Genomic DNA, 23,879 nt, shown 5'->3' with positions numbered 1-23,879 from the left:
ACGACCATTAATGCTTTCGCACAACCAAATTTAGGATTGCCGTGTGTGAAATAAAGCTTGGATTATATTGAAACTTGGCTTTATTGAAGCTAAATTTAAAGATATTTTTAGCTACAAATAAAGCTCAAATTTCTTTAAATTTACTCAAAAAAGCCTTTTTTAACGACCTTTTCGTCCTTGACACAAAACTCACCTTTTGCGATCACGTCGTATAAATTTAGCTCTTCATCAAAGACGCAAAGATCAGCGTCATTGCCAACTTTGATCTCGCCTTTTTGGCTTAAATTTAGATACCTCGCCACGTTTTTACTCATCAATGCCAAAGTATCTTCTATATTTAAAATTTTATTTCTCACTAAAGCTTGCAATACCTCTAAATTTGACGCACATGACGCACAGCCATATCCGATAAGCTCGCCATTTTCGTTAAATTTAGGCACGCTGCCGTTTCCGTCTGAGCTCATTGTTAAGCGCTCTAAATTTAGCCCATTTTCAAGGCCGTAAGCTACCACCTCATGAAGTGGGGCAAATTTACTTCCACCGCTTGTGATATCGACGTTTCCGCCTATTTTTTGAAATTTCAAAGCCTCGTTAAACAGGTCTTTCGTCCTAGCGCAGTGTGTCGGCGAGAAGTAATGAACTGGGAATTCATAGTCTTTTATCACCTTAAAGACGTTGTCAAATTTCTCACTCAGCCCTCCCATATGCATGTGAAGCACGCCGCCTTTTTTAGAGACCATGCCGCCTATACGTATCTTGCTTAGGATCTTGATGAGCTCCTCTTTTGAGACGTAGCTACCGCGGTTGTCGGTCAGTGCGATCTTCACGCCGATCACTTTGTCGATTAGTATGAGATCTTTTGCGATGTCGCCGGTAAATGTCACACAGGGGCTTGCGTATGAGCCGGTGTGGATGAAGGTCGAGATGCCCTCAAACTCGAGCGCTTTTGCCTTTGAGTAGAGATTTTCCAAGCTTCTAGTAACCCCATCAGTCCCCAAAACGCCAACAAGCGTCGTCGTGCCGTACTTTACGATCTGGCTAAGCGTGATCTCAGGAGTTCTTGAGTGATATCCAGCCTCGCCGCCGCCACCCGTGATATGCACGTGCTGATCAATGAGGCCTGGAACCAAAATTTTGCCCTTTAGGTCGTAAATTTCTAGCCCTTCTACGCTAAAGCTTAGCCCCTCGCCGATGGCTAAAATTTTACCGCCACCTACCAAAACATCGCATTTGCCAAGAAATTTTGGCGTGTATAGATTAGCATTTTTAAGCAAAAGCATATTTTCTCCTTTATTTGCTAAGTTGTACTTTCTCTTCTATCTCCATCAGTTTTATAAAAATTTGCTCGACATTTTCCCTATCCACGGCACTTAGTTCCATCTTTTTTGAGCTAAGAAGCATCTGTACAAACTCTTCGTTCATAAGCTGCTCAAAGCCCAAATTTCTAGCGTTTTGAGCTATTTTTGCCGCTAGTGGATTTTTAAAACTCTCATATCCCATTTTTATCCTTAAATTTGACCGCAAATCCGCAAAATCTACCGCACACGCCGTCTCTTCGGTACGAAAAATATCTCTCATCGCAGTGCGTGCAGACCTCGCTAAAGTTTAGATTTTTAACCCCAAGTGCGCTAAATTCATCTCTTAAGGCCGCGTTCATATCAAAATTTCTACCTATCTTATATGCGTTAAATTCCCCAAGGTCAAGCTCGCCTATCTCGTAGCAGCTGCCCTTTATATTTGCTCCGACAAAGACGCTCATTTCATCTGCTTTTGAGCCAAATTTCTCGCTCATAAGCGTAACTGCTTTTGTGCAAATTTTTAGCGTCACGCCAGCTCTTCCTGCATGAGCCACGCAGATCACGCCACGCTTTTCATCTATCATCACGACAGGCGAGCAGTCCGCCACCAAGACGCATATGCCAACATCACTTAAATTTGTGATCACAGCGTCGCACTCTGGCAGCTCGTCGTCCTCGTTTTCAAGGACAAAAACCTTGTCCGAGTGGATCTGCTTCATAAATTTAAGCTGCCTAACACCTAAATTTCTAGCCAAAATTTCTCTATTTTTGATGACGTCTGCTAGGTTGTCACCCACGTGATCGCCAAGATTTAGCGAGCTAAATTTACCCTCACTCACACCGCCAAACCTGTTTGTAAAGCCAGCAGTGATGCCATTTTTATCAAAAACGATCTCTAAATTTTCACGCATCTTCGCTCGCTTAGTAGAGGCTTGAAATTCTCTCGACCTCGTCCCAGCTAAGGCCGCCATTTTGCTTAGCATCAAGCATCCTAGCCACGTAGCGAGCCAGCAGGTCACTCTCGATATTTACGCGTCTGCCGACCTTGAAAGTGCCAAAAAGGCTATCTCTAAATGTGATGGGAATGATAGTTAGCCTTATGCCCTTTGGCAAAATTTCATTTATCGTTAGGCTCACGCCCTCAACGCCCACTGAGCCCTTGTTTGCCATCAGAGCCATCGCCTCCTTTGGCAGGTCGATGTAGAAATCAACGCCGTTTTCATGCTTTTTTATAGCCGAGATCACGCCGATAAAGTCGATGTGTCCTTGCATCAAATGCCCATCCACACGCTCTCCAAGCTTCATCGCTGGCTCTATATGCACCAAGCCACTTAAATTTTCAACCGCGACATTTGCCCTACTCTCTGCGCTTAGCTCCACGCTAAAGCCATCATCATATAGTTTGGTCACGCTTAAGCAAGCGCCATTTACTGCGATGCTGTCGCCTAAATTTGGGCGAAATTTAGCCTTTAGCCGTAAAACATTTTGCGAGTAGCTAATGACCTCGGCAAGCTCTCTGATTAAGCCATTAAACATATTTTGCCTTTAAATTTTTGAAGATTTTACTAAAATTTGCCTAAATTTGGCGTATGGATAGATTTGCTGGTTACGTGAAATTTAAAAGATATAAATGCCAAATATCACAACTGGCATAAAGATACGCTTTTGAGCGGTCACGCAAAAAAACAAAAAAACGCGAGTGCAACCTAGAAAAAGAATATAAAAAAGCTGGCAAATTTGGTGTTAAGCCGCTAGTTTGGGAGTAAAAGTCACTTGCAAGGTAAATTTAGCTGGCGGTAAATTATAAAAAAATTAAATTTGATCTAAGTAGCGTAAATTTAATCTACCATTTGCCTTTAAATTTACATATTCTAAGCGCGAAATTTATATGGCTCACCAAAAAACAGCAATAATAATTTTACTACCAGACGCATATCAAAAGCTCTTGGCTAAATTTCGCCCCTAACTCGTTTGCAAAACTAGCCACGTCTTGCTAAAGTCACGCGCCGCTAGGTCGTCCTTTTTTATCCATAGATAAACTCTACCCTCTCCGTCCCAGTCCATGTCACTCTCCCAGTCGCTATCTATCTGCAAAAGCAGCTGCCACTGGGCGGCATTTTTCTCAAACTCCGCGATATTTTGGTGGTGATAAGCGCTACCATCGCCGCAGTCAAGGCCATTTGCCACGAGCTCACACTCTAGCTCCATGCCGTCTTGGATGTTGTCAGAGTGACCAAGTAGCTTGTTTTCTTTGGCCTGCCAGCTTGGCTCGATGACATCGTGATATGCCTCCCACTCCTCCTCGCTAAATTTACCAAATGGCACGAGCGAGCTTTGCAAACTTGGCAAATTTAGCTCGTTTTTAAAGCTAAGAGAGCGTGCGCCAAATGTGAAATTTCCGCCATCCATGTTTTGGCGAGCAAGCTGGTCTTGAGCTGCCTCGACAAAGATCACGGCAAAGCCCTTTTTATCAGCAGGGTCGTAGCCCCAAATGCGTAAATTTATATCATAAAAAAGATAGAGCATGCCACTTTTTGGTAGTAACCCATCGGTGTCAAATTTGCTGACTTCAGCAAAATTTATCTGCGCCACAAAGCTAAGCGCGCCGTTTTCATTTGACGGCCAAGGCACACTAGCTGGCAGATCTGGCTGTCCGCCAAATTTAGACGCTCCAATGGCGATATCATCGTCACTTTTAGCCTGCGCATCTATCTTTATAGCATTTTTAGCCATTGGCTTTAAAAATACAAAAAGCCTCTCCAGACCGCGCTCTTTGCAGCCTTTATAAATTTCATTTAGATCCATATTTTTCCCTTTCTAGCAAGCATCGATATAGATGTGATACTTTTTACAGTGCAAGCAACGAAACAAATATCCAGCAAAGTCGCCGCCAGCTACAAGCAGCTCGCGAGCCATTTTCACGTCGTAATCGTCCCTTTTTGCGTAGTCATCAAAGACCTCGTCTGCGATGCCAAGCTCTAAAAGCTCCTTCGTGCCCACATCGCCCAAAAATGCGCAATAATCATCACAGCATGCCACCCAGTGCTCGCCCTGCCAGCTCTCATAGCCAGGTGTTCTTCTAAAAAGCTCATCATCTTTTTTGGCGTCATCCGTGGCGAGTTGGTCGGCGTCTTGCACAAAAGTAGCGTCAAATTTCTTAGCAGCTGCGCCATTTGCGATGCAAGCTGGGCAAAGATAGGTAACATCTTGCTCGCTGTATATGCCATTTTCATAGTAAATTTCAGTGTTTTCGCCGCAACACTCGCAGATGACACTCATATCGTCTCTAAATGCACCAGTTTTTAAAGGCTCTGGGTGATAGCGAAATTTTGGCAAGGTGGCAGCCTTTGCCTTTTGAGCTAAAATTTGCTCTTTGCTCTTTGGCCTTGGCACCGCCCATTTGTCGCCCTCATCCATAAACTGCGCAAGATAACCAAGCGTTTTTAGCTGCTTTTTATCGTTTTTATCGTGTATCTTTAAAAGTAACTCGTAAGCACTCTTTTGCATAGACAAAAGCTGATAAATATCGACTAAAACGCTCTTTGCCTGCATATCCTCGCTTGCCTCAAGCTCTTCTTTAAACTGATACAAAGCCTCCACGCTTGCTGCATTGCCGTTATTTTTGTAGTAATCTTTTGAAAGTTTTATATATTTTTCTTGAAATTTATCCACAAATAGCCTTTATGAAATTTGCTAAGAATTTTAGCTTTAAACACTTAAAAGTCGCATAGATGAGTTATTAAAATTTAAAAGAGTGGGATAAAAATATAAAATTGTTTAATTTTTAAAATTTAAAAAAGGTACATTAAATTTAGCGTCAAGGAGGGCCACAAGCGAATTTAATTAAACTTTCAACTCACTTGTGACTATAAATTTTACTCTTCATAAGCCCCGATAGAGAGGATTTTGTCTATTCTTTTTGCGACAAGCTCGTTTATATCAAGCTTCTCAAGCTCGGCTAGCTCTGATATGAAGTAGTTTGCAAGTGCTTTTGCAGCACCGTCTTTATCTCTATGAGCTCCATTTATCGGCTCGTTTATCACGTCATCTATAAGCGATAAATTTTTTAAGTCATCGGCCGTTATCTTCATAGATTTTGTAGCTTGCTCTTGTTTAGCTGGGTCGTTCCAAAGTATCGCTGCACAACCTTCTGGCGAGATGACTGAAAAGACAGAGTTTTTCATCATGGCAAGTCTATCAGCCACACCAATAGCTAAGGCGCCGCCACTTCCACCTTCGCCGATAACGACAGCTATTATTGGAGTTTTTAAATTTGCAAATTCAAATAAATTTCTAGCTATGGCCTCGCTTTGACCTCGCTCTTCAGCGCCAACACCAGGATATGCGCCCGGAGTGTCTATCAAAAATAAGATAGGTAGGTTAAATTTCTCAGCCAATTTTGCTACGCGTAAAGCCTTTCGGTAGCCCTCCGGATGAGGCATACCAAAATTTCTTTTTAGTTTATTTTTAGTGCCACGACCTTTTTGCTCACCTATAACGACAGCCTTTTTGCCTCCGATATAGCCGATGTAGCAAACTATTGCTGGGTCGTCGCGAAATGCCCTGTCGCCATGGATCTCATAGCTATCAACTAAAAATGAATTTATATAATCAATAGCGTATGGTCTGTCTGGGTGACGAGCAAGTTGTAAACGCTGATATTCGTTTAAATTTTTATATACTTTTGATATCTCTTTAGATAGGTTCTTATTTAAAATTTCAACAGCATGTTCATCGCCTCTGATCTTAGCATTTGCTATATCTTCATCAATTTGCTTTATGCTCTTTTCAAAATCTAAATAATTTGACATCTTAATCCAACTTTTTAAATATCACGACGCCATTTGTTCCACCAAAGCCAAATGAGTTGCTCATAACAGCTTTTATATCAGCTTTTCTAGCTTTATTTGGAACGTAGTCTAGATCACAGTCTGGATCTGGTGTTTCGTAGTTTATCGTTGGAGGGATGATGCCATCTCTCATTGCCATTATAGATATGACAGCTTCGATCGCACCAGCACCACCTAAGCAGTGTCCAGTCTGACCTTTAGTTGAACTAACTGGTGGGCACTTATCACCGAAAACAGCCTTTAGTGCAGCTGTCTCATTTTTATCATTTACAGGCGTTGAAGTACCATGCGCATTGACATAGTCTATTTTTACGCCTTTTGCCATATCAAGTGCTTGCTTCATCGCGCTTAATGGACCTTCAAGTGTTGGTGATGTGATGTGGTGTGCGTCTCCGCTCTCACCAAAGCCAACTACTTCAGCGTAAATTTTAGCACCTCTTGCAACAGCTGACTCATACTCTTCAAGCACAAGTGCGCCAGCGCCCTCGCCCATTACAAAGCCATCGCGGTTTGCATCAAATGGCCTTGATGCCTTACTTGGCTCATCATTTCTCGTTGATAGTGCCTTCATCGCTGCAAAGCCACCTATTCCGACGCCGCAAATAGTTGATTCAGCACCGATAACTAGCATATTTGTTGCTTGACCGATCATTATGCATTTTGCAGCTTGTGATATCGCATGAGTGCTTGCTGCACAAGCTGTTACGCTTGATAAATTTGGACCTTTTAGTCCGTGATTTATTGAAACTATGCCACCTAGCATATTTACAAGTGCAGATGGGATGAAAAATGGCGAAATTCTCTTTACGCCTTTTTCAAAATATGTGATTGAGTTTTTCTCAATATTTGGCAAACCACCTATACCAGCCGCTGAACTAACGCCAAATTTATGAGCGTCAAACTCCTTAAAATTTGCATCAGCCATAGCTTCGTTAGATGCTTTTATGCCAAGCTGTATGAAACGATCTACTTTTTTCACCTCTTTGCCGTCTAAAATGCTATTTGGATCAAAATCAGTTATCTCGGCAGCAATTTTAACAGGGAATTCGCTTACATCAAAGCTCGTGATCTCTTTCACACCTGTTTTACCATCGCAAATAGCCTTAAAAGAGCTCTCTTTATCAAGACCAAGTGCGTTTATCATGCCAATACCAGTTACAACGACTCGTTTCAATACATCTCCTTAAATCAAACTATGCAAATTTAAATTATTTGCCTAGTTTTTCTATATAATTTACAACGTCTTGAATGCTTACTAATTTCTCTGCTTCGCTATCAGGAATTTCTACTTCAAATTTCTCTTCTAAAGCCATAACTAGCTCTACAACGTCAAGTGAATCAGCGCCCAAATCTTCGATGATTTTAGACTCTAGTTTTACCGCTTGTGGATCTACGCTTAGTTGCTCTACAACTACGTCTCTTACGTCTTCAAATACTGCCATTTAAGGTCTCCTTATAAAAAATGTCTGTTATCTTATAATATTTACGCTTTTATTTATTTTAAATTTCAAAACTTGTTGAAATTTCATTACATATAAAGTCCGCCGTTTATTTTTAGCGTCTCGCCAGTCACGTAGCTAGCATGATCACTTAGTAAAAATGCCACGGCCTCGGCCACCTCGCTAGCACTGCCAAAGCGTTTAAGCGGGATATTATCGCTATAAGTTTTTTTCACCTCATCGCTTAGCCCATGCGTCATATCGGTCTCGATAAAGCCCGGAGTTACGCTATTAAAGCGGATATTTCTGCTTGCGCCCTCTTTTGCAAAGCTCTTATTCATGGCGATTAGTCCGCCCTTGCTGGCTGAATAATTCACCTGTCCAGCATTTCCCATCTCACCAACGATAGATGCGACGTTTACGACTGCTCCAAAGCGCTTTTTGCTCATCACTTTTAAAGCCTCCCTACATCCTATGAAAGCTGAAGTTAAATTTGCATTTATCACATCTGTAAATTCGCTAGTTTTCATGCGAAGCGCTAGCTTGTCATTTGTGATGCCAGCGTTATTTACGAGGTAGCTTAGCTCGCCGTCGCTATCGACTATCAAATTTATACCTTTTATAAATTCATCATCGTCTGTCGCGTCAAATTTTATCACTGCAGCCTTGCCGCCATTTTGCTCGATCTCAGCCTGCAAAGCGTCTGCTATCTCAGGCTTTGAGCGGTAGTTTATCCACACTTTTAAGCCCATATTTGCAAGCGTCTTTGCGATCTGTGCGCCGATACCTCTGCTTGCACCTGTTATTAGCACGTTTTTTCCGCTAAATTTCATAGATTCTCCTTATAAATTTTGCTTATATTATCAAATTTAAAATAACGCCTCGTCCATTTCAGCTGGAATTTCAAGCCCCATGATCTTTAAAACACTAGGCGCGATGTTGTTTAGGCCGCCATTTTTTAGCTCTTTAACCCCATCAGCCATAACAAAGCAAAAGACGTCATAAGTTGTGTGATTTGTCAGTAGCTCGCCGCTGCTATCACGCATCTCTTCGCAGTTTCCGTGATCGCTCGTGATGATCATGGCGTAGTTTTTCTCTTTTGCCTTGGCGTAAATTTCTCCAAGAGCCCTATCCACTGCTTCAACCGCCTTTATAGCAGCCTCGTAGTTGCCAGTGTGTCCTACCATATCGCCATTTGCGAAATTTACTACGATAAAGTCTTGCTCATCCTCCATGCCCTTTAGCACAGCCTTGCAAACCTCAGCAGCGCTCATCTCTGGCTTTTCGTCGTAGGTTTTGACCTTTGGACTAGGGATGAGCACCCTTGTTTCGTTGCTGGCTAGCTCCTCGACGCCACCATTAAAGAAAAATGTTACGTGGGCGTATTTTTCAGTCTCAGCCGTGTGAAGCTGCCTTAAACCAGCGGCCGCTATGACCTCGCTTAGAGTGTTTTTTATCTTTTCATTTTTAAATAGCACTTCAAATTTAAAATTTGCGTCATATTCGGTCATGGTGATAAGATTTTTGATAGCAAAAGGTCGCTCAAACTCGCTAAATTTCTCCTCGCCTAGAGCCTCGCAAATCTCTCTTGCTCTATCATTTCTAAAATTTATAAAGATCACGCCGTCATCTTCGCCCATACCACTAAAGCCATTAAAGCTTGTTGGCTTTACAAACTCGTCAGTCACGCCCTCGTCGTAGCTTTTTTGCAGATACTCGCTTGGTGCTAGATCGCTTAAATTTGCTCCCCCTACCAAGCTATCATAGGCCTCTTTTACGCGCTCCCAGCGTTTATCTCTATCCATTGCGTAAAATCTCCCACAAACGGTCGCTACCTTAAATTTAGCCTCCAAGCTTTTTATGAAATTTAGGCCGCTGTTTGGGCTAACGTCGCGTCCGTCGGTGATAGCGTGGGCAAAAACTTCGCAGCCATTTTTACTAGCAAGCTCGCACATGCCGTCAAAATGCTCCATATGAGAGTGCACGCCGCCGTCGCTATAAAGCCCTATGACGTGAATTTTTTTGCACTTTTTAAAAAGAGCTTTTAGTGCTTCATTTTCTGCTATAGAGCCGTCATCAAAGCTGCGTGAAATTTTGACCAAATTTTGATACAAAACTCGACCGCTTCCTATGCACATGTGCCCTACTTCACTATTTCCCATCTGCCCCTCAGGTAGCCCCACAGCGTTTCCAGAAGTTTTTATGAGTGAGTTTGGAATTTCTTTAAAAAATTTATCGTAGTTTGGCTTTTTAGCCGCCTCAAATGCATTAAATTTGCCATTTTTGTTTGATCCTATGCCATCAGTTATTATAAGTATAGTTTTTTGAGCCATTTTTAAATTTTATCCTTAAATTTAGATAATTTTTAAGGCCATTATACTAAAATTGCTTTTTTTTAAAATAAAGGCCCCTATGTTTTACTATATCTACGAAATTTTAAATTTTAATATCTTTCAGTATATCACCGTTCGCGCTGGCATCGCGTTTTTCATAGCATTTATCTTGACAGCTTATCTGATGCCTAAATTTATCGCCTGGGCAAAGGCAAAAAACGCCGCCCAGCCTATCTACGAGCTCGCGCCACAAACTCACCAAAAAAAGGCCAAAACGCCAACAATGGGCGGACTTGTCTTTGTCTTTACAGCCGTGATCGCCACGATCATCTGTGCTAGGCTTGATAACGCTTTCGTGCTAGCCTCGCTCTTTTGCCTAGTTTGTTTTACTTTGCTTGGCTATAAGGATGATTACAGCAAAATTTTAGGTGCGAAAAACCACGCCGGCCTAAGCCCAAAGGCAAAGCTCTTTTTTCAGTTTCTAATCGCCTTTTTGCTCGCAGCGTTTTTATACATCAGCAAAGAGCTAAACACCGAGTTTTACCTGCCATTTTACAAGCAGCCGATCTTTGATATGAAAATTTTTGCCATTTTCTTTTGGACGCTAGTCATCGTCGCAGCCTCAAATGCGGTAAATTTAACAGACGGACTTGACGGACTTGCCGCCGTGCCATCGATATTTTCGCTTCTAACTCTTGGCGTTTTTGCCTACATCTGCGGCCACGCCGTCTTTAGCTCGTACCTGCTTTTACCAAAGATCGCAGGCGTTGGCGAGAGCGTAGTCGTAGCCTCTGCGCTCATTGGCTCGCTCATGGGCTTTTTGTGGTTTAACTGCCATCCGGCCGAGGTCTTTATGGGCGATAGTGGCAGCCTAAGCGTTGGTGCATATATCGGTTTTATGGGCGTTGCGACCAAAAATGAAATTTTGCTCATCATCATCGGCCTCATCTTTGTCGTTGAGACGCTAAGTGTCATCTTGCAGGTGGGTAGTTTTAAAATTTTTAAACGCAGAATTTTCCTAATGGCGCCTATACATCACCATTTTGAGATAAAAGGCTGGGCGGAAAATAAGATCATCGTGCGCTTTTGGATCATCGCGCTTTTGGCAAATTTGATCGCACTAACGGCGCTAAAGATCAGGTAGATCATGCGAGCGCAGATAGAGCCTGACTTTGAGAGTGCTAGAAAAAAATATGATGAAATTTTGGAGCAAATTTTAGCCTACACCGACTATTGCGACGAATTTGGCGATGAGGACGGCGAAGAGTACCACAAGGTAGAGCAGCGTCTAGCCAAGATAAGCGGCAAAGATATGAGTAAATTTAGCCTGCACGAGTGGTGGGAGGCTGAGGGCTCTGAAAATCTCGCCTTTGACATCGCTTTGCCAGAGCCAAAACTGGTGCCTGACATAAAAAAAGACGAGCTTAGCGAGATCGTGGAGCGCATGTTAGCGCCTGTGCCTAAATTTGATGATGATTTTTTAGAGGCATTTTATATAAGAGTAAAATTTGCTTGCGAGGGTGCTTATTTTGCGGAGTTTTTGAAGCTAAATTTTGCTGATACGTTTAGATTTGAGCTCTTTGAGCGCCGCGAGATAGAGGGCGTGATGCGTGAGCTAAGTGCTAATGAGATAGTAGAAATTTTATGGGGCAAAAGAGGATAAAAGCATGAGAAAATCACTATTTGGCTATGGTGGCACGACGAAAGCTATCGCTAAAAACTTCGTAAATGATGGCTTTTGGGACATCTATGATGATAAATTTAGCGAAATTTTAAAAGATGAGTTTGGCAATGCACTTTTGCCAGTTAGCGAATTTGACCCAGCAAAAAGCGACCTAGAGATACCAAGCCCAGGCATCCCGCCTCACCACGAGCTTATCAAAAAGGCTAGAAATTTAGTTAGCGAATATGACTATTTTTATGAAATTTACAAGGCGCATTTGCCATTTAACGTCTGGATAAGTGGCACAAATGGCAAGACGACGACCACAAAGATGATGCAGCACCTGCTAGAGAGCAAGGGCTCAGTGATGGGCGGAAACGTGGGCATCGCGCTGGCAAATTTAGAGCCAAACGCTAAAATTTGGATACTTGAGACTAGCTCATTTACGCTTCACTACACAAACCGCGCCACGCCAGGAATTTACGTGCTTTTGCCGATCACGCCAGACCATCTAAGCTGGCATGGCGACATGAGCGAGTACGAAAAGGCAAAGCTAAAGCCGCTTGTTAGCATGAGCGAAACGAGCGTGGCGATCGTGCCTGAAATTTACGCTAGCACGCCAACCAAAGCAAAAGTGATCGCCTATAAAGATGAGAGCGATCTGGCTCGTTTTTGCGGTGTAAATTTAGACGATATAGCCTTTAAAACGCCATTTTTGCTTGATGCACTTCTAGCACTTGCGGTGGAGAAAATTTTATTTGACCGCTGCGACGTGGCACTTTTGAACACATTTGTTATTGAAGCAAACAAGCTTGAAGAGCTCACCGACAAGATGGGGCGAACCTGGGTAAATGACACAAAAGCGACCAACATAGACGCCAGCATCCAAGCCGTAAAACGCTACAAAGATCACTTCATGCACCTGATCCTGGGCGGCGACGATAAGGGCGTTAGCATGGATGAGCTCTTTGAAAATTTAAAGGGTCTTAAGGTTAAAATTTATGCCATCGGCTCAAACAGCGACAAACTTATGAATTTAGCTGCTAAATTTAGCGTGCCTGCCCTAAAATGCGACTTTTTACAAAACGCTGTAAATGAGATAAGTAAAGAGCTTAAAAGTGGCGAGATAGCGCTTTTAAGCCCAGCAGCTGCAAGCCTTGATCAGTTTAAGAGCTACGCTGAGCGAGGAGATAAATTTAAAGAGTTTATAAGGGCTCTTTGAGTTTAAGCTATTTTTAGATCTTGGCGTTTTGTCTAAATTTTGCCACTATATTTAAAGAAAAAAGCAAAAAATTTTCTCTATAAGAGTTTTTTATTGAATACTTTTTAAGTTTATGCTAATATTTGGCGAAAAAATTAAGGAAGAATTTTATGCCAATTACCCCTAGAAATGATGCAAATTTTAAAGAAAACTTAATAGATATCATCAAACTATCATATAGTGCCGACATCAATAAGCCTTTCATCTCTGACGACAAGTTACTTATGGGATATAGCTTTAGCCTCAAAGACGATCTAGACGCGATATGCACTCAGATTTATGGTACTAGCAAAGCAAAAGTTATCGAGGCTGTTAGAAAAACTATAACCGACACTACAAGCAAAATCGTGGTTTCAAAGATAGATGCAGAAAAGCTTTTTAACGATATAAATGACGCCGCAAGGGCTGCTTATGCAAAGGCATCTGGCGGCGCTGGCTCAGAGTCATTGCCTGAGTTTAAATTTAGCCAAGATGAGCAGTTAAATGCCATTTTAGAGTCAAAGCTAAAGCCACTAGCAGCTGATATACAAGATAAGCTAAGAGGCTCATCACTTGCAAATTTAGAAGAGGTCAAGCTCACTTCATCTGGGACGTCACAGATATCAAAAGAGAATGTGGCGCTTTTAGCCCTGCTTCACATAAGTAGCAAGAAAAATATCGACCCAGCTTTAGCAAGATACATCAAGAGCAAAAGTCGCTTTAAAGCGTGGTTTTGGCTCGCACACGAGAGCTTTAGCGGTGATAATCCACACAACCTTAAACTTTTAAGACAAAAGATATCAGCTCAGTTTGGCCTTTACGAGTCAGATGAAAATAACAGAGCACTTAGCGACTCATCTAGCACCGCTAGCATGGAGCACGTCAGCTTTGGCGAGTGCATAGATGTCTTTACCCACCTAAATATCTCAAAAGCTATGTATGTAACAAAAGACAAAAACGGCAAAGAGCACAAAGAGGACATCACACATTTAGAATTTATGCAAAAAGACGAAGAGAGATCAAACAACACCGCTTCAAAGTGCGAGGGGCTATTTAAGCCATTTGCTGGTAAGCTAAATTCTCTTTTAAGCTCTGAGACATCAAAGAAATTTGAGACCGAAAATATCTACTGCGTAAATTTAACCTCCTCTTCTACATCTAACGCTTCAAGGATAAATAAGCTTTTAAAAAGAAGAGAAGAAGAGCTTTATAAACAAGAGGATATGCTAATACTCTGCCCTATCAAGACTGCTACTCCTATTAGGATATTTCAGCCTAAAAAGAGTAACTTCACTATCGTGCTAGCTAGCCAAAGCGAATTTGACTGTAGTGAGCTAAATCCAAAAGAGCTAAATCCTAGCAGACCAAACTATGGCAAGCTAAATTTGTGCGAACTAATACTGACTGACTTTAAATTTGACACTTACGAGAAAGAGAACAATGGTGCTTCATCTGATAGAGATATCAAATTTAAAAACGCAAAGACCAAGTCAGATAGTGTGATACTTTATAAAGAAAACGATGATGGCAAAGATGATAAAAACAAGACAAAGGGTGCTTGCTTTACTAGCATAAGACAAAGTAGCGATGAGATAGAGTACAAGCTAGAAGATGGTGTTGTAAAGATGAGCCACTTTAAACTCCCCTCATCTAAAGACGAATATCTAAATTTTAACCTTCTAAATTTCGCTAAGGAGAATAACTTTACCCTTAGAGATGATAAAGACTCAGCTATGTTTGATATGAAGCTTCGTCTAGCTCTTGGTAATAATGTAGTACCTACATCAACATCAGGCTCAAGCCTAGCTCTAACACTAGATAATCTCATCATTGAAAACGAAAAAGGTGAAGCTAGTGATATAGATAAGGTATATCTTCACCACTGCGGTGATAAGAGTATATATGAGAGCAGCTCTTTAGTTAAAAATAAAGACTCAGATATGAAAAACTCATATAGGGCTACATTTAATATACCTATAGACGGTGCTTAAAAGAATATGAATTTGGTTTTGAATATCCGCGATTTTGATATAGTTTTATAAAAACCAAAATAACCTACAAATAGTCTAAATACTCACCAAACAATGATAAATTTATAGGTATTATTTTGATATAAAACAATAATAATACCTAGCTTCTTTCACTACAATCTCCACAAAATAAGACCTTAGCTATACATATTTTATAAATTTATCCGATATGGCTTAGACTAAAACAAGGAAAAATTATGAAAAATAAAAAATTGATAATAAAAGATGTTCAGGGTGAAATTTACGTCATAAGCCAAGATGGAAGCATAAAAATGCTAAAAGATGGCGATGAGATTTACGCTGATGAGAAAATTTTTACTAAAAATTTAGACGCCAAGATCACTTTAGAAGATGGCGAGCAGGTAAATTTAAGCGCTCATCAAAGCGTAAATTTAGATGAAATTTTAAAAATTTCAACAAAACCAGCAGAAGAAAAGGGCGAGAGCGATCACTCTAACGGCTTTGGCGCGAGCGAGGGCATATCTTTAAGTGCGGCGAGCTTTGTCACAAGCGGACATAGCGCAAATATCCATCAAATTTACAACCAACACAGATCTTTAGAGCCAAACATAAGTAGCGCCCAGCCAAGTGAGCTAAAAAGCGTCTCAGGCGCTTCTAGCACGCAGGTAGAAAAAAGCGGCGGCGCTGCAGAGCCGAAAGAAGAGCCATTTATAGATACCATAAATGTGTTAAATGTCACAAACAGAGGGCTGGATGCAGATATTTGGCTTTATGACTCAGCTAGAAACCATGGTCGAGGGCTTGATTATTATGATATAGAGCATAATAGCAAAAGCATACTAAAAGAGTGGAGTGCAAGCCATCACGTAAGTGCGACAAGTACTTTTAATGACCTATATTACTATAGTGGGCAACAGGCTGATCCTGGATATTTCGACACATCAGATCCAGCTAAAGCTAGCAGACTACGCGACCGTACTCCGACAGCTATGGAGCTCGCTAAGATAGGCAGAGCTTCAAATGCAGACTATGCCAATGATAGACTAAGCGAAAATATGACCAGCCCCTTCAAGCCACACAATTTAAACGGACACTATAAGCTATATGAGTCCAAGATAACAGCAGATGGAGTAATGGTCAGCATGGATGGCTGGATATTTATAAAAAATCGTAGTGATATTAACAATTTTTATTATGATGCAAAGCCTGAAAGGCAAAGTATTAAGTTTGAATTTGATGGTAGAGAAATTTCATGGCAGCCATTTGGATCGGCAAGTAAAAATGGCGGCAGAGATGAAGGCAATGCCCCACAAGGCGTAAGCACAAGTAGCCTAAATTTAACAGAAGACTACGGCTTTTATAAAGTACATATAGAAGTATCTGATGATAGATATAGTTATAATTTTACAGCATTCTCTGGCATCAGCCCTACTAATAAAATTATTTCAGATGACCCTAACATAAAACTAGTCAGCAACGCCTATATGGAGGCTCTTGAACACAATCATCTTGTGACAAAAGAGAGCGATACGTTTTATAAGGCAAAAGAAACAAATGGCGTGAGATTTGGCGATAATGCAAGCGATTTTGATAAGCCATTTGACCTAAAATTTGAAGGCACTAAAGACGTTGGCAGCAACGATGATGATAAATTTATCTTTAACTCACACGATATCGACGCAAAAGGCGGTAAAGACACGCTACTTTTTACCCAAAACGTGGATCTAACAAAGATAGAAGAGCTAGATAAGCGCCTTGAGAGCTTTGAGCGCATCGAGCTTGACGGCACAAAGGCTGTGAAGCTAAAGCTAAACGGGCAAAACATAAGCGACATGATAGACTCCAACCCTACCGAGGGTCCTGATGGTAAAGTAAGTCTAAATACTATCCTTAAAATTTCAGGCGATAGTGACGACGTGGTGCAGCTAGTTGGGAATTTCATAAAAGCTACAACCACAGAAGTAACCGCTCTAAATGTAAAGCATAGCGTCATCGGAGCTGACTATAACAAGCTTGCAGTAGAGCCAAGTGGCGAAGCGGTCAATCAAGTCTATAGAGGCGAAAACAACGCTGGGCAGACATTTTTTGTCGAGATAGATAAAAACGTACATGTCGAGGTGATGTAGTACAAACTATATAAATTTTTAAGAGATTTTCCGATATTACAATACACACATTTTGCAGGGATGAAAAAATGCCAAATTTTGACGCCATAAGGATCGGCGTTATCAAAAAGATCAAGGGTGAAGCCATCGCCATAAGCAGGGACGGCACTATGAGGGTGCTACACAAAGGCGATGAAATTTACCTTGGTGATGATATAAAAACGAGCGAAAACTCGAACCTTACCATTGTTTTTGATGACGGTGAAAAGGCTTATGTCGGCTTTAGCTCGGTATTTCACACTATAAATGTCTTTGCTGAGCATAAGGGCGAGCTAGTCATCCCAAAAAACGCAAACATCCTTGAAAACCACAAAGAACACGCAAATGACGATGATCAAATCTCCCATCAAGAGCCATCTTCTCACGGCTCATCATCACATAACTTCGCCTCTGCTGGCAGTAGTGGCGGCATTAAATTTGAACTAGGCGGCCACTACTCAAACATCTACGACTTCTACACAGGTTTGCGTACTCTTGAAGCTAGGCATGACGAGATCAAATGGTCAGTTGGCGAAGCTAAAATCGGCGGGGTCTCTTACGCTGGGTTTGGTGCTGAAAACCTAAATTTTACACCACAACCAGAGCCAAACATCGTGCTAAATTTCAACCTCACAAGCGATACTGGCGAGAAAAAGGGCTTTTTAGGAGGAGCGCAGCTAAACTCACTACCAAAGACTCCTGATGGCAAGAAAATCATCACAAGCATAGACGCCCATATCCCAGATGTTGCCAAAAATGGCGACATCATCACGATAAAGACAAACATGAAAGGTGGCGGCAAAACTAGCAACTACAAAGTAAATACGATAACAAACGAGCTAATCCCAGTTGATAGCACTGGCACGCCTACTGGAGCGCCTCCTATACCTATCGTAAATGGCAAAGCAGAGATCACTGGGGTTGAAATTTTAAACCATGGCAAAACAACTGTGACAAGCTCATACACCACTGGTGGCAAGACATTTACCGCGCCACCAACTGCTTATGAGCTAAACGACACGCCAGCCACCTCAAAAGTGACAGCCACGCTTGATCTTGATAAAAATGGCGACGGCGTGATAGATGCGACCGAGCTAGGATATGGCAGTGGCACGCAAACTAGCGGTATGAAATTTGTAGTGCCTGACGAGCTTAGCACTGGAGATAAGATCACGTTTAAGCTAAATGAACCAGGCAAACCACCAGTAGAGAAGAAATTTACGCTAGATAAAGAAAATGGCACGGCTACTGACGAGGACGGCAACACCTATACATTTACGACCGATGAAAATGGCGCGGTTAGCTTTAGCGTGCCAAACATCGCAAACATCACGGCAGGAAGCAGTATAGAAACTGGCGTAGTTGATAAATTTGGCAACGTCTCAGCCACAAGCACTACGCCAAGCAGCAGCGTAAGCGACACAGTCAAAGTGACGCTAACAGCCGATAAAAATGGTGATGGACTGATAAGTAGCGACGAGATAGGTGACGGCACTTCAAAGGTTGAGATAAATTTACCTCGCACTATAAAGCCAAAAGAGAGCGTCACTATCAACATAGGTGGCTCGCCAAAAGAATTTGTAGTAAGCGATGATGGTACAAGCGTTTATGATAAAAATAACCCAAGCGTAGTAGTGCCAATAGTTAATGGTAAATTTGAAGTGCCAGGCGTAAGCGTACCAGTAGCACCTGGCTCAAGCGTATCTATAAATGCAACGGTTAATGACGAGCATGGCACGCCAAAACCAAATGGCACAAGTAGCCAAACCACTCCAAGCGTCGTGGTAGCTCCACCTGTAAAATCAGCTAAGATAAGCTTCGATAGTGACTTGGGCTCTAGTAATAGAACACCAGATGGCAGGATAGATACCTCAGAAAATAGATACAATGACGGCGACCCAACAAAAACTGAGGCCTCCATAAAAATCCCAAGCATGATAAAAGAAGGCGATAAGATAGCCATCGATGTCACCAACCCAGACGGCAGTAAAACGCACAAGGTCTACACATACACTAATGGCAAGATAATCGCCCCTGATCACAATGAAGTGCCACTAAATGACGGCAAATTTAAGATCACAGTGCCAATAGAACATGGCAAAACCACAAGCATAACGACGACAATGATGGACAAGGCTGGCAACAAAGGCGAGAGCGACACAAATGAGATAAAATTTAGCGACAGCCCAGTGGCAAAATTTGTAAAAGACGCTGATGGAGATGGGCTCATAGATGACACCACTGGAGCCATAACGACCTCTGATGTAAAGGTCTATCTCCCAAGTAGCGCAGTGCCAAAAGATGAGCTAAAGATAAGCATCCTAAACCCACTTACAAACAAACAATCAACCGTGAGCTACATCCTAGACGATGATGGCGTGCATATGATAAACAAAAAAGATCCAAGCGATATAAAAGTGATAACTGACGGCGCTATCACCATACCAGACGTGACGGTAAGCAGCAAGCGTCCGACCTTAGTCGATGCGACCCTTATAAAAGATGATGGAAGTGCGATCTCTGGCACTTCAAGTGGCAGGCTATTTGCCTTTGGAGTGCTTGACTATATAGACGATGTAAAGCTTGTTACAAAGATAGATAATGCCGATATCCACTCCGCAAAATACCTAAACGAAGAGGACTACGAGCATATCATCTCGACAAGCCAGTATGAGTCAAATTCGACCCAAAAGATAAACTACAACATCGCTCTTACGAATGACGAACAGCCATACATTAAATTTGGTATAAATAAGCCAGATACCACAAGTGACGGCAAGGGCTACGTGCTAATAGAGATAAAAGATGAAAATGGAAATATAAGTGATAGCTTTATAGCCAAGATCGAGAATAACACCGTCATAGCAGACTTTGAAAAAGCTGGCAAAAAGCTAGATAGAACGCACCATATCATAGACGCCACCTACGTGGGAACTGACGGCGTGCCTCAAAGAGATGATAACCTAACTATCACAGTCGATCTTGACTCAAAGCCCGATAAACTAATAGAGGCTGATTTTAACAATATAAAAAATGGCTCAAGTAACTACGCTATAAATTTTAGCGGCAAAGGCGAAGCTGCAAACAATCCACACGATGAAAAATCAAAAGATGTAGAGGTCATAGACGCTGAGACATCTGATAAGACGACACTGACACTTGATAGAAATTTAAGCTACTCTGGAAGCTTTAACGTAGCACAAAACACCGGCAGCAAAAACTACATAGTAGAAAGGCTAGATGATGCGGGAAATTTAGCTGTTCAAACCGTGACTATGGTGGCAAACAAAGGCCTTGATGTTGATATGTGGTTTTTTGACTGCACAAATAGAGAATTTATGGATCTATATCCAGAAGTAACAACCCATATACAACATCCTTATGGACCAATCTATGATAGAAAGGATCTTAACGACAACAAAGCAGGATATGGATACCACGTAGCTAACCACTATACACAGTGGATGGAGTGGGCTGGCGTTAGTGCAACTACTACTTATAATGAGCTTTCTTTTCAAGGAGGTAAAGACTGGGAATTAAGCTCAACAAGACCTCACAAAGAAGAGCTAAATATGGACGATATGGCAAAAGTAGGTCACTCTCCATATGCAAAGGATACCGATCACACTGGGGCGCATTACAACCTAAACAAAACAGGAAACTACGTCCTTGAAGAGGCAGAGCCTGTAGGAACTGATCTGATCATGAAAATGAAAGGTTGGATATATATAAAAGAAGATGGTCAATACAACATAGCTGCAAAACACTTTCAAGATATGGTAGATGTAAAAATAGCAGATGAAAGTTTTGGAAAGTGGGCATATTGGTTTGGTTCAGGAGATAATGGTCCCCATGGACAAACTCATCCTTATAATCTAAAAAAAAGGATTTTATAGGATAGAGGTTGATTATGTCGATAGAACAAAAGACACACTCTTAGACATAATGATAAAGAAAAGCTCACAAAACCCTAGCGACTATAAAATCATAGGCTCAGAGGGTAGCGGCACGCACCTTTTTAGTGATAGCTATGTAAAAGCTCTGCATGATAAAGGATATGTTAGCGATGAAAAAGATGGTCTTATAGCTGGCAAAAAAGGGTATAGAAACTTAATAAATCAAGAAAAAGATAGTAGTAAGCCGACAAAATATTTTGGCGATGACACGGATGACTTTAACAAAGTAATACATCTCAAACACAATAATGATAGCCTTGAAGGTAGCAACCTAAACGATGTATTTATCTACAATGGCAAGAATATAGACGCAAAAGGTGGCGTTGATAAGCTGATATTTGTTGAAGATACAAAACTAGAAAAGGTGAGTAATTTAAATGATAATCTAAAAAGCTTCGAACGCCTGCAATTAGGCACAGAAAATCAAGCTGTTTCAATATCATTTAACACAAAAAATGTTCTTGACATAATAGACTCTAGAACAACAAGAATAACAGAGGGCGAATACTCAACCCTAACAACCGTATCTGGCACTGAAAGCATAAATACTGTTTTAAAGATACTAGGAGATAGCAACGATATCGTAAAACTAATAAACGATGGCACAAATAAATTTGAATTAGCAACAAACGAAGAGGTCACTTTGCTAAACTGGAAGCACAGCAAAGCCATAGGTGGTAGCTATAATAAAGTAGAAACTGATGGTAACGGACATGTAAGAGAATTCCAGCCAGATCCAACGCATAACCCAGATGTATGGAAAACATATAAAGATGCAAACGGTAAGCCAATTATCGACTCCTACGACACTCCAGTAAATCACGTCTACAAAGGCACATACACCGATGGAACTAGCACAAAAACATTTTTCGTTGAGATAGATAAAAATATCAAGATCACTCACGAGGGAGATGATCAAAACAATACCTTTACCTATGAAGGCAACAAGATAGACGCAAAAGATGGCGCTGATACGCTCATCTTTACTGAAAATATCGATCTTAGCAGAGTGGCTGACCTAAAAAACGATAAATTAAAGAGCTTTGAAGCTTTACAGCTTGGTAGCAAGAGCACTCAGGCGGTCTCGATAGGACTGGATGCTAAAAGCGTGCTTGATATCATAGACTCACAAGTAACAGATGGTGGTCTAAAAAGCGTAAATACCGTGCTAAAGATCAAAGGCGACAATAACGACAAAGTGGCGCTGGAGGGCAAAGGCACTATCTTCACGCAAGCTACAGACAGCGAAGTGGCAGCACTAAATTTAAAGCATAGCACTTTAGACGATACGTACAACCAAGTGGCGATTGATGCTAGTGGACATGCAATAAATCAAGTCTATAAAGGCACATACGGCAGCGGAGCAAGTATGCAAACATTTTTTATCGAAATAGACAAAGATGTAAGTGTAGTAAATTTGGTGCATTAAATTTAACTCTGTCAGGCAAAATTTATAGTTTTAGATTTAAATTTCTTAAAAACAAAAGCTTCTTGTATATTTTTAAACTTAGTTTAAATATTTAAAATGTATAATCCAATTTCTTTTATCAAGGTGGTTGGATAGCTCAGTCGGTAGAGCAGCAGACTGAAAATCTGCGTGTCGGCAGTTCGATTCTGCCTCTAACCACCATTTATTTTTAATAAAATTTTTCATAAACATGGACAGATGGGTGAGCGGCTGAAACCACACCCCTGCTAAGGGTGCAGCTCTTAATCGGGGCTCGAGGGTTCAAATCCCTCTCTGTCCGCCACAAACCCCAAAAATACGGCATTTAATAACAAATTTATAAAATAAAAAAATCCCTATGCCGACCCAAATCAATAAATTGAAATATCTCGTTTAAAATCTTTTAAGTTTGAATTAAGATAATTAACATAGACATCATAAATCATCTTAGGCGTGGAGTGACCTAATAATTTTGATAATTCTACTGGGGTAACAAAGTTTTGATAAAGCATAGAAGTAGCATAAGTATGTCGCATATTATAAAGTCGCCTATATGGTAAATTTAACTCGTCTAAAATAGGCTTCCAAAAGTCAGAAGTAAAAACGCCAGTATCTCGGTAAGGTTCATTATATTGAGTTTGCAAAAGATAAATATTACCTGAATATTTTTCAATATAAGTTTTTAATCTTATATATAAATTATCTAAAATAGGTATTGATCTAATCGAATAAATAGTCTTTGGTGTATTCTCGCCAAACCTAGAGCGAGTTGAATTTATATTTATAACCCTATTTTCTAAATCAACATCTTTCATCTTTAAAGATAATATCTCGCCAGTCCGCATGCCTGTAAAAAAGCCAATATATAAAAAAATTTGAAATCTATCATTATATCTAGTAGATAATCTAAGAATATCATTTACCTGCTGGCTAGTAAAAGGCTCTATTCTTGGTGTTTTATGGACTATACTTTTAATATGAATAATGGGATTTTTATCAATTATCTCATCTTCTAGGGCAAGCTTTAAGATCATAGATAGAGAATTCAAATAATGCTTCTTGCTTTTATTAGAAACGTCTTGAATTGAATTTAACCACAAACGAATAACGCTAGGCTTTATTTCATCAATATCCATGCCAAAAAAAACATTTAGCCTATTTTTTACAATGCCCTTATTCTTGCAATACGTCGATAATTTCCATTCAGACTTACCGAGCTTGAGATATAAATCAGCATAATATTTAAATTTAACATTTTGCATAGTTAAAACTCATTGCAAACCATTAAATTAGCTTAAAACAATCATAATCAAATTTTTTAGCAAAAGCATCAAGAAGATCATCAAAACTAGAAAAATCACATAAACCATATTTAGAAAAAGAATAATAAGTTTTAAAAAAGGTAGTATCAAATTCTTCATAATTATATAAATCAAATTCTTCAACATTAATGCCTAAGTCTAATTGTGGAAAAAAACAAAACGGATAACGAGAAAGATCAACTAATAAATTTTTCAT

The 23,879-nt window shown here is 40.7% G+C and carries 20 protein-coding genes and 2 tRNA genes; 9 read left to right on the top strand and 13 right to left on the bottom strand.

Annotated elements, in window-relative coordinates; genetic code table 11:
• Positions 1-140: 140 nt before the first annotated feature.
• The 11 genes from iadA to gpmI form a co-directional block, all read right to left on the bottom strand.
• Positions 141-1,280 (bottom strand): beta-aspartyl-peptidase, encoded by a 1,140-nt coding sequence (iadA, locus tag CVT08_RS02055; protein WP_107856805.1) that lies wholly within the window; start codon positions 1,278-1,280, stop codon positions 141-143.
• A gap of 10 nt (positions 1,281-1,290) precedes the next feature.
• Entirely contained in the window at positions 1,291-1,500 is a 210-nt protein-coding gene (locus CVT08_RS02050; RefSeq protein WP_021092152.1) for a hypothetical protein, read from the bottom strand.
• The gene (locus CVT08_RS02045; RefSeq protein ID WP_107856806.1) at positions 1,490-2,209 is read right to left on the bottom strand and encodes a polyphenol oxidase family protein; all 720 of its coding nucleotides are present in this window, start codon (positions 2,207-2,209) and stop codon (positions 1,490-1,492) included. The genes CVT08_RS02050 and CVT08_RS02045 overlap by 11 nt, the downstream gene beginning before the upstream one ends.
• A 10-nt stretch (positions 2,210-2,219) precedes the next feature.
• Complete coding sequence (locus CVT08_RS02040) at positions 2,220-2,834, bottom strand: riboflavin synthase (protein WP_107856807.1); 615 nt, start codon at positions 2,832-2,834, stop codon at positions 2,220-2,222.
• Between the two features lie 426 nt (positions 2,835-3,260).
• A complete protein-coding gene (locus CVT08_RS02035) occupies positions 3,261-4,103 on the bottom strand; it encodes a YwqG family protein (RefSeq protein WP_107856808.1) in 843 nt (280 codons plus the stop codon).
• A 12-nt stretch (positions 4,104-4,115) separates the two neighbouring features.
• On the bottom strand, positions 4,116-4,970 hold the full coding sequence (locus CVT08_RS02030; protein WP_107856809.1) for a CbrC family protein: 855 nt from the start codon (positions 4,968-4,970) through the stop codon (positions 4,116-4,118).
• A 203-nt stretch (positions 4,971-5,173) separates the two neighbouring features.
• The gene (gene accA, locus CVT08_RS02025) at positions 5,174-6,109 is read right to left on the bottom strand and encodes an acetyl-CoA carboxylase carboxyl transferase subunit alpha (RefSeq protein ID WP_103635049.1); all 936 of its coding nucleotides are present in this window, start codon (positions 6,107-6,109) and stop codon (positions 5,174-5,176) included.
• A gap of 1 nt (position 6,110) precedes the next feature.
• Entirely contained in the window at positions 6,111-7,322 is a 1,212-nt protein-coding gene (locus CVT08_RS02020; protein WP_107856810.1) for a beta-ketoacyl-ACP synthase II, read from the bottom strand.
• A 34-nt stretch (positions 7,323-7,356) separates the two neighbouring features.
• On the bottom strand, positions 7,357-7,590 hold the full coding sequence (acpP, locus tag CVT08_RS02015; RefSeq protein WP_002941395.1) for an acyl carrier protein: 234 nt from the start codon (positions 7,588-7,590) through the stop codon (positions 7,357-7,359).
• Between the two features lie 86 nt (positions 7,591-7,676).
• Entirely contained in the window at positions 7,677-8,420 is a 744-nt protein-coding gene (fabG, locus tag CVT08_RS02010) for a 3-oxoacyl-ACP reductase FabG (protein ID WP_107856811.1), read from the bottom strand.
• A gap of 36 nt (positions 8,421-8,456) precedes the next feature.
• On the bottom strand, positions 8,457-9,920 hold the full coding sequence (gpmI, locus tag CVT08_RS02005; RefSeq protein WP_107856812.1) for a 2,3-bisphosphoglycerate-independent phosphoglycerate mutase: 1,464 nt from the start codon (positions 9,918-9,920) through the stop codon (positions 8,457-8,459).
• Positions 9,921-9,999: 79 nt separating this feature from the next.
• Between gpmI and mraY the strand changes: the two genes are divergently transcribed.
• The 9 genes from mraY (at position 10,000) to CVT08_RS01965 (ending at position 22,665) form a co-directional block, all read left to right on the top strand.
• Positions 10,000-11,064 (top strand): phospho-N-acetylmuramoyl-pentapeptide-transferase, encoded by a 1,065-nt coding sequence (gene mraY / locus CVT08_RS02000; protein ID WP_021086091.1) that lies wholly within the window; start codon positions 10,000-10,002, stop codon positions 11,062-11,064.
• A 3-nt stretch (positions 11,065-11,067) separates the two neighbouring features.
• On the top strand, positions 11,068-11,583 hold the full coding sequence (locus tag CVT08_RS01995; RefSeq protein ID WP_107856813.1) for a hypothetical protein: 516 nt from the start codon (positions 11,068-11,070) through the stop codon (positions 11,581-11,583).
• 4 nt (positions 11,584-11,587) lie between these two features.
• On the top strand, positions 11,588-12,805 hold the full coding sequence (murD, locus tag CVT08_RS01990) for a UDP-N-acetylmuramoyl-L-alanine--D-glutamate ligase (protein ID WP_107856814.1): 1,218 nt from the start codon (positions 11,588-11,590) through the stop codon (positions 12,803-12,805).
• A gap of 149 nt (positions 12,806-12,954) precedes the next feature.
• Positions 12,955-14,814: a hypothetical protein gene (locus tag CVT08_RS01985; RefSeq protein ID WP_196381019.1), complete on the top strand. Its 1,860-nt coding sequence runs from the start codon at positions 12,955-12,957 to the stop codon at positions 14,812-14,814.
• 236 nt (positions 14,815-15,050) lie between these two features.
• Positions 15,051-16,940 carry a hypothetical protein gene (locus CVT08_RS01980; RefSeq protein WP_107856968.1) on the top strand — a complete coding sequence of 630 codons (1,890 nt, stop codon included), beginning with the start codon at positions 15,051-15,053 and terminating at the stop codon, positions 16,938-16,940.
• A 68-nt stretch (positions 16,941-17,008) separates the two neighbouring features.
• Complete coding sequence (locus CVT08_RS01975; RefSeq protein WP_230855948.1) at positions 17,009-20,854, top strand: hypothetical protein; 3,846 nt, start codon at positions 17,009-17,011, stop codon at positions 20,852-20,854.
• Between the two features lie 49 nt (positions 20,855-20,903).
• Positions 20,904-22,343 (top strand): hypothetical protein, encoded by a 1,440-nt coding sequence (locus CVT08_RS10110; RefSeq protein WP_230855947.1) that lies wholly within the window; start codon positions 20,904-20,906, stop codon positions 22,341-22,343.
• Positions 22,344-22,468: 125 nt separating this feature from the next.
• A tRNA-Phe gene (locus CVT08_RS01970) sits at positions 22,469-22,544 on the top strand.
• Positions 22,545-22,574: 30 nt separating this feature from the next.
• A tRNA-Ser gene (locus CVT08_RS01965) sits at positions 22,575-22,665 on the top strand.
• A gap of 67 nt (positions 22,666-22,732) precedes the next feature.
• On the opposite strand, the gene CVT08_RS01960 is transcribed toward CVT08_RS01965, so the two are convergent.
• Together CVT08_RS01960 and CVT08_RS01955 are read right to left on the bottom strand one after the other, a co-directional pair.
• Positions 22,733-23,623 (bottom strand): tyrosine-type recombinase/integrase, encoded by an 891-nt coding sequence (locus CVT08_RS01960; RefSeq protein WP_107856967.1) that lies wholly within the window; start codon positions 23,621-23,623, stop codon positions 22,733-22,735.
• A gap of 22 nt (positions 23,624-23,645) precedes the next feature.
• Entirely contained in the window at positions 23,646-23,879 is a 234-nt protein-coding gene (locus CVT08_RS01955; RefSeq protein ID WP_107856966.1) for a hypothetical protein, read from the bottom strand.

The organism is Campylobacter concisus (genome assembly GCF_003048835.2).
In the GTDB taxonomy this organism is placed as follows: Bacteria; Campylobacterota; Campylobacteria; order Campylobacterales; family Campylobacteraceae; genus Campylobacter_A; species Campylobacter_A concisus_D.
Note: the sequence above shows the minus strand (reverse complement) of the source record. Positions and strands in the feature narration are given on the sequence as shown.

Bases quoted from the DNA above. Each gene is read 5' to 3' on its own strand.
- iadA (WP_107856805.1), bottom strand. From the start codon at position 1,280: ATGCTTTTGCTTAAAAATGCTAATCTATACACGCCAAAATTTCTTGGC.
- CVT08_RS02050 (WP_021092152.1), bottom strand. From the start codon at position 1,500: ATGGGATATGAGAGTTTTAAAAATCCACTAGCGGCAAAAATAGCTCAA.
- CVT08_RS02045 (WP_107856806.1), bottom strand. From the start codon at position 2,209: ATGCGTGAAAATTTAGAGATCGTTTTTGATAAAAATGGCATCACTGCT.
- CVT08_RS02040 (WP_107856807.1), bottom strand. From the start codon at position 2,834: ATGTTTAATGGCTTAATCAGAGAGCTTGCCGAGGTCATTAGCTACTCG.
- CVT08_RS02035 (WP_107856808.1), bottom strand. From the start codon at position 4,103: ATGGATCTAAATGAAATTTATAAAGGCTGCAAAGAGCGCGGTCTGGAG.
- accA (WP_103635049.1), bottom strand. From the start codon at position 6,109: ATGTCAAATTATTTAGATTTTGAAAAGAGCATAAAGCAAATTGATGAA.
- acpP (WP_002941395.1), bottom strand. From the start codon at position 7,590: ATGGCAGTATTTGAAGACGTAAGAGACGTAGTTGTAGAGCAACTAAGC.
- fabG (WP_107856811.1), bottom strand. From the start codon at position 8,420: ATGAAATTTAGCGGAAAAAACGTGCTAATAACAGGTGCAAGCAGAGGT.
- gpmI (WP_107856812.1), bottom strand. From the start codon at position 9,920: ATGGCTCAAAAAACTATACTTATAATAACTGATGGCATAGGATCAAAC.
- mraY (WP_021086091.1), top strand. From the start codon at position 10,000: ATGTTTTACTATATCTACGAAATTTTAAATTTTAATATCTTTCAGTAT.
- CVT08_RS01995 (WP_107856813.1), top strand. From the start codon at position 11,068: ATGCGAGCGCAGATAGAGCCTGACTTTGAGAGTGCTAGAAAAAAATAT.
- murD (WP_107856814.1), top strand. From the start codon at position 11,588: ATGAGAAAATCACTATTTGGCTATGGTGGCACGACGAAAGCTATCGCT.
- CVT08_RS01985 (WP_196381019.1), top strand. From the start codon at position 12,955: ATGCCAATTACCCCTAGAAATGATGCAAATTTTAAAGAAAACTTAATA.
- CVT08_RS01980 (WP_107856968.1), top strand. From the start codon at position 15,051: ATGAAAAATAAAAAATTGATAATAAAAGATGTTCAGGGTGAAATTTAC.
- CVT08_RS01975 (WP_230855948.1), top strand. From the start codon at position 17,009: ATGCCAAATTTTGACGCCATAAGGATCGGCGTTATCAAAAAGATCAAG.
- CVT08_RS10110 (WP_230855947.1), top strand. From the start codon at position 20,904: ATGATAAAGAAAAGCTCACAAAACCCTAGCGACTATAAAATCATAGGC.
- CVT08_RS01960 (WP_107856967.1), bottom strand. From the start codon at position 23,623: ATGCAAAATGTTAAATTTAAATATTATGCTGATTTATATCTCAAGCTC.
- CVT08_RS01955 (WP_107856966.1), bottom strand. From the start codon at position 23,879: ATGAAAAATTTATTAGTTGATCTTTCTCGTTATCCGTTTTGTTTTTTT.